This window comes from Exiguobacterium sp. s128 (assembly GCF_018618815.1).
Classification (GTDB): domain Bacteria; phylum Bacillota; class Bacilli; order Exiguobacteriales; family Exiguobacteriaceae; genus Exiguobacterium_A; species Exiguobacterium_A antarcticum.
In genome coordinates, this window is record NZ_JACSMT010000075.1 from 1 (window position 1) to 5145 (window position 5145).

The window sequence follows — 5145 nt, forward strand, 5'->3', positions numbered from 1 at the left end:
AATGGGAGACCACGGAAATGTCTCAACTGGAAAACTGCATACGAGGTCTTCTCGGAAGAAGTGTTGCACTTAATTTGACAAACCGTCGTCTAAAAAAAATGATTTTCTTCTATATTAAATGTATTTTTTTAAAAAATAGACCACTCAGTCATCTTTTTGTAATGTTTTTGTTACAAATGAAATAGACAAAATGTTACAGTTAAAGCATACGATTTTCCGTAAAGGAGCTCAGACATCGATGGACTCATACAACTCAGGTAACCCGATTGGACTTGGTCCAAGACACCGAAAACCAAAACGAAAGTATGTCGCTAAGCTTTTTATTTTTCTAGCCCTTCTGTTGCTTCCGATCGGCGGTTATGTCATTTATCAATACCTCAGTTCGAACCAACAGCAAACTGCCGTAAAGTCCGTACAGTCACTAAGTGAAGTCCCGGTTGCAAATCTCGACAAAGCACGTGTCGAAAAATGGAACGGCATTACTAAAAAAGTGGCTTACCTGACTTTTGAAGATGGTCCGACAGCATTGACGTCAGATATTTTACAGTCATTAAAGGAACAAAACGCCAAAGCAACGTTCTTTTTGATGGGTCCTAACATCAATCAGCAAGCGAATGTGGTGCGTACGATGTCAAATGACGGTCACTACATCGGATTACACAGTGAAACGCACGACTACGATACGTTATATGAAAAGAAGCAATATGTTCCCGAAATGCTGCGTGTTCAAAAACAAATCAAGCAACTGACGGGTCATGCCCCACTTCTGACACGTCCGCCGTACGGTTCGTCTCCCAGCATTACCAAATCGATTGCGAAAGAAATCGAACGAGCAAATCTTCGGGTGTGGGACTGGTCAATCGATTCGATGGATTGGTACTACAAGGACAGTGCCAAGGAAGTTGCTAAAACAGTCATTGATCGGGCGGAGGATCCCGTCGAAATCATCCTGTTACACGAACAACCGCAAACGTTGCGCGCATTACCGGCAATCATTGCAGGTCTCAAGAAAAAAGGTTATCAATTCTCGATTTATGATGAAGACTTCCATATTCCCTATAATTTTTCGAAATACCCAAATCTGTAAGGAGCTACGATAGTCAATTACCCATCACTAAAGTGACAGGCTTGTGAAAGCCTGAAATGGACTAGTCTCGGTTCTTACGAACTCCGTTGGTTGGGTCATGACACCTCTCGGTACCTGTTCTAGCCGATTGCCCTGTCGTCTGTGATTAAAAGTCCTGTTGGGTCGGGACGGTGTTGCAGATGTAAAACGCCTTCCCAACATTGACGAAGAACACACACATCGAAAATGGACTGGAGAAGCGTCATGCTGTCGACGCACGTTGCATCAGCGGGAATCGACTAGCAGAAGCACCGAAGGTGTCGTATCTTTTCCGACAGGTACGCGCGAACAACCGTCAACTGCATCAGATGACCATCGGAAAGGCTGGTAAAAGAAAGGCGAACAAAGCGGAGCGCCTTGTCCACGGCTATCAACTGTTCGACAAGGTGCAGTACGAGGGACAGACGTGTTTCGTGTTCGGAAGACGTAAGACCGGCTATTTCGACCTTAGGACGTTACAAGGAGTCCGCGTTCATAAATCCGCTTCGCATAAGAAACTGATACTACTTGAGAGAGCGACGACATGGCTCGTCGACATCCAACCAGAAGGAGGTGAGGGTCGGCTCCTCCCATGACTGAAGTCACGGGTCTCCGCCACCCTATAAACAATGAAAAAACGGATGTTTTTAGCTAGTAGTTTGACCGGTCTCAGCATCCTTCTACTCAGTGCGTGTTCGACTGATCCGGCTTCCTCGATTTACGACCAGTTAGAGAAGCAGGCGCAACTCGAACAAAAAGCGGAAACCATCGCAGAGCAACGAACACGGCAAGATGAAGTTTCTGTCAACACGTATCAGGCGGTGCTAGAGGCTGGAGCCGACGACATCAAACGTGCTCAAAATGAACGTGATGAACTGACGGATTTGAACCAAAAGCGGGTTGATCTATTAAAACAAGAACAAAAAATCCGGAGCCGTGCGTTCGAAGAGTTCGATCGACAGGAATTGACGGATGAAATAGCGACCTTACCGGCTGATGCAAAAAAAGATGGTACGGCGTTACTGGACATTTTTGATCAGAGAAAAAAAGCCTTTAACACCTTTTTAAAACGTTACGAAGCGGTGATCACCTCTGAAAAGAAAGTGCTCTCCTACTTGACCGAAAAACCGAATTTCGTTAAGATTGACGAAGCAACAGCGGATTTAAACCAAACTTCTCGTCAAGCGACAGATGCTTTAAAGACGTTTAATCAACTGACGGTCCGGTACAACGAATTAAAGCCTGCCTTTTATGAAAAGGTTGGACTCAACATTAAATAACTCACACAGGTTGCAACCAAACCCTGTCCAAAAAACCTGGACAAGGCCCCGTTGCAACCTTTTTTGTGCGTTCTAAAACATGGAGGAACCTATATGAATCGTTCTAAAGCAACACTTTTCGTCTTAATTGGTGCCATCAGCTATGGTGTCTTATCCACCATCGTCAAACTAGCATATGGTGCTGGTTTCGACTCGGCTGCCGTTTCTGGCAGCCAATTCTTTTTCGGTTGGTTGATGATTTTTATCTTAGCGTTACTGACAAAAAATTTACGGTTAGCCCCGACAACGGCGCTTACCTTAATCACGATCGGAATTTCAAGCGGGACGACCGGCTACTTGTATTACCAAAGTCTCCAAACGGTTTCAGCTTCTGTTGCCATCATTCTGCTGTTCCAATTCACGTGGATTGGTGTCGTGATTGATTCGCTTTTGACAAAACGTCTTCCATCACGTCCACACTTTTTATCGGCCGTCTTATTGATTGGTGGAGCAGTCTTAGCCAGTGCTGCTTACTCAAGTCCACTTGATCTTCGCGGCACTTTGTTTGGACTGGGTGCGGCCATCAGTTTCTCGATTTTCTTATTAGCGAGTGGTCGAGTCGCCAATCATGTCCCGGTCATCAAAAAAAGTTTTTATATGATGACCGGTGGACTCCTGTTCGTGATGATTATGTATCCCCCAACAACCTTCCTGACTGTCTCGAATTTTGAACAAGGGTTGATTTGGTACGCGCTGCCGCTTGGATTGTTTGCCTTGATTTTGCCACCGCTTCTGTTTGCTGCAGGAGCACCACATCTCAGTTCTGCTAGTGTCTCGTTGTTAGGAGCTGCAGAACTCCCGACAGCTGTCATCTGTTCGGTCCTCATCTTGGGTGAACACCTATCCGCTTCCCAGTGGATCGGGATCATCATCATCTTAATCGGGATCTTCTACCCGATTTATGTGAGTAGTCTTAAACAACCTACTGTTTCTGTTCAACGTCAAAACGACCTTTCCTGAAAAAATCAGGAAAGGCCGTTTTTTTATTTTTGCCGTTTCATGGCATCTGCTACGAATTCGACATCGGTACCGATGATGATTTGGACATTTGTTGCGCCCATCTTCATGACACCTTTTGCTCCTGCAGCTTTAATCGCTGCTTCATCAATGATGCTTGCATCCTTTACTTGAAGACGGAGGCGTGTCGCACAGTTATCAATCGCCGTCACGTTCTCCGTTCCTTGTAATCCTGCAAAAATCCGGGCTGCCTGTTGCTCATACTTGTCATCAGACACTCCTGCGACAAGTCCCGTGTCCGTTACGAGTGATTCATCTTCACGACCCGGTGTTTTCAGATCAAACTTCGTGATCATGAAGTAGAATAGGAAGTAATAGATGACCGCGAACGCCAGACCAACGAGAAGTAACAGTAAGGGTTTGGTCGCAATCCCAAAATTCAAGACATAATCGATGAATCCTGCTGAGAAGGAGAAGCCGTGCAGAATACCAAGTAAGTTGACGACGGCCATTGACACACCGGTCAGAACAGCATGAATCACGTACAAGACAGGTGACAAGAACATAAACGAAAACTCAATCGGTTCCGTGATTCCGGTCAAGAACGAGGTTAATCCTAAACCAATCATCGCTCCCGCGACCGCTTTACGATTTTCCTTCCGTGCTGCCATGACCATTGCGGCAGCAGCGGCCGGCAAGGCAAACATCATGATTGGGAAGAATCCAGCTTGATAAATACCGGCCGTCGGATCACCGGCGAAGAACCGGGCGATATCTCCGTTCGCAATCGTTCCGTCTGCTTTTTCGTAGGAACCAAAGACGAACCAAAAAATATTATTTAAGACATGGTGAAGACCTACAGGAATCAAGAGTCGGTTGAAGAAACCAAACAGGGCGGCTCCTCCGGCTCCAAGGCTGACCATCCACTCTCCTGCATTGTTGATCCCGTCTTCGATGAACGGCCATAAGTAACCAAATACAAATGCTAGAACTAGCATCGCTGCTGAAGTAACGATCGGAACAAAACGACGTCCCCCAAAGAAGGCTAACCAATCCGGCAATTTAATATTATAAAAACGGTTGTATAACAGTCCGGCGACGATACCGGCGATGATTCCGCCAAACACTGCCATGTTGACCATCGAACCTAAAGTCGCCTGACTGGCGATGGAACTCAAGGTCGCCCCATCGACCTTGGTCGAGGAATCATTGACGATGGCGGCAATCGCATCATACTTCGCCTGAATCTGAGCATCCGAATAATCTTTATTCATCGAGTCGACGCCCGTCTTTAGAACCAAATACCCGACCGCTCCCGCTAAACCAGCGGCTCCACTTGCATCAATCGATAAACCAATCGCTACACCAATCGCAAAAATCAGCGGCAAGTTATCAAAAATCGCCCCACCGGCAGCAACCATCAGTGGAACATCTAACATATCTGCTGATCCGAGTCGAAGGACAATTCCTGCGGCTGGTAAAACGGCAATCGGTAACATCAATGCTTTACCGATTCGTTGAAGAAACTGCAACATACACTTCACCCTTTCTGGATAAAAAACTAATAATGACATGACGATGAAAACGCTTTAACACTTATTATTATTATTCCACATACACATCTAAATGACTAGACCTTTATACAAATTTTTTAACAAAAAAAGATCCCTCTGAATGAACTGAACCAAAAAAGTTAGACAATAAATAATTTGTCAGGCGACCTTGAGGACCTGAGTCCGGTATTCCACCGGGCTCAGGTTTTTT

5 protein-coding genes are annotated in these 5145 nt (G+C 45.6%); 4 read left to right on the forward strand and 1 reads right to left on the reverse strand.

Annotated features, from left to right (window positions below; translation table 11 throughout):
• The first annotated feature begins 238 nt into the window (after nucleotides 1-238).
• The 4 genes from KNQ13_RS15415 to KNQ13_RS15430 all read left to right on the forward strand — a co-directional run bounded on the left by KNQ13_RS15415 (nucleotide 239) and on the right by KNQ13_RS15430 (nucleotide 3384).
• Nucleotides 239-1087 carry a polysaccharide deacetylase family protein gene (locus tag KNQ13_RS15415; protein WP_236624394.1) on the forward strand — a complete coding sequence of 283 codons (849 nt, stop codon included), beginning with the start codon at nucleotides 239-241 and terminating at the stop codon, nucleotides 1085-1087.
• A 200-nt stretch (nucleotides 1088-1287) separates the two neighbouring features.
• Entirely contained in the window at nucleotides 1288-1701 is a 414-nt protein-coding gene (locus tag KNQ13_RS15420; protein ID WP_236624393.1) for a hypothetical protein, read from the forward strand.
• Nucleotides 1702-1746: 45 nt separating this feature from the next.
• Entirely contained in the window at nucleotides 1747-2385 is a 639-nt protein-coding gene (locus KNQ13_RS15425; RefSeq protein WP_251027497.1) for a YkyA family protein, read from the forward strand.
• A 93-nt stretch (nucleotides 2386-2478) separates the two neighbouring features.
• On the forward strand, nucleotides 2479-3384 hold the full coding sequence (locus KNQ13_RS15430) for an EamA family transporter (protein ID WP_014969517.1): 906 nt from the start codon (nucleotides 2479-2481) through the stop codon (nucleotides 3382-3384).
• 23 nt (nucleotides 3385-3407) lie between these two features.
• Here KNQ13_RS15430 and nagE read toward each other — a convergent pair whose 3' ends face one another.
• A complete protein-coding gene (gene nagE / locus KNQ13_RS15435) occupies nucleotides 3408-4916 on the reverse strand; it encodes an N-acetylglucosamine-specific PTS transporter subunit IIBC (RefSeq protein WP_014969516.1) in 1509 nt (502 codons plus the stop codon).
• Between the last annotated feature and the right edge of the window lie 229 nt (nucleotides 4917-5145).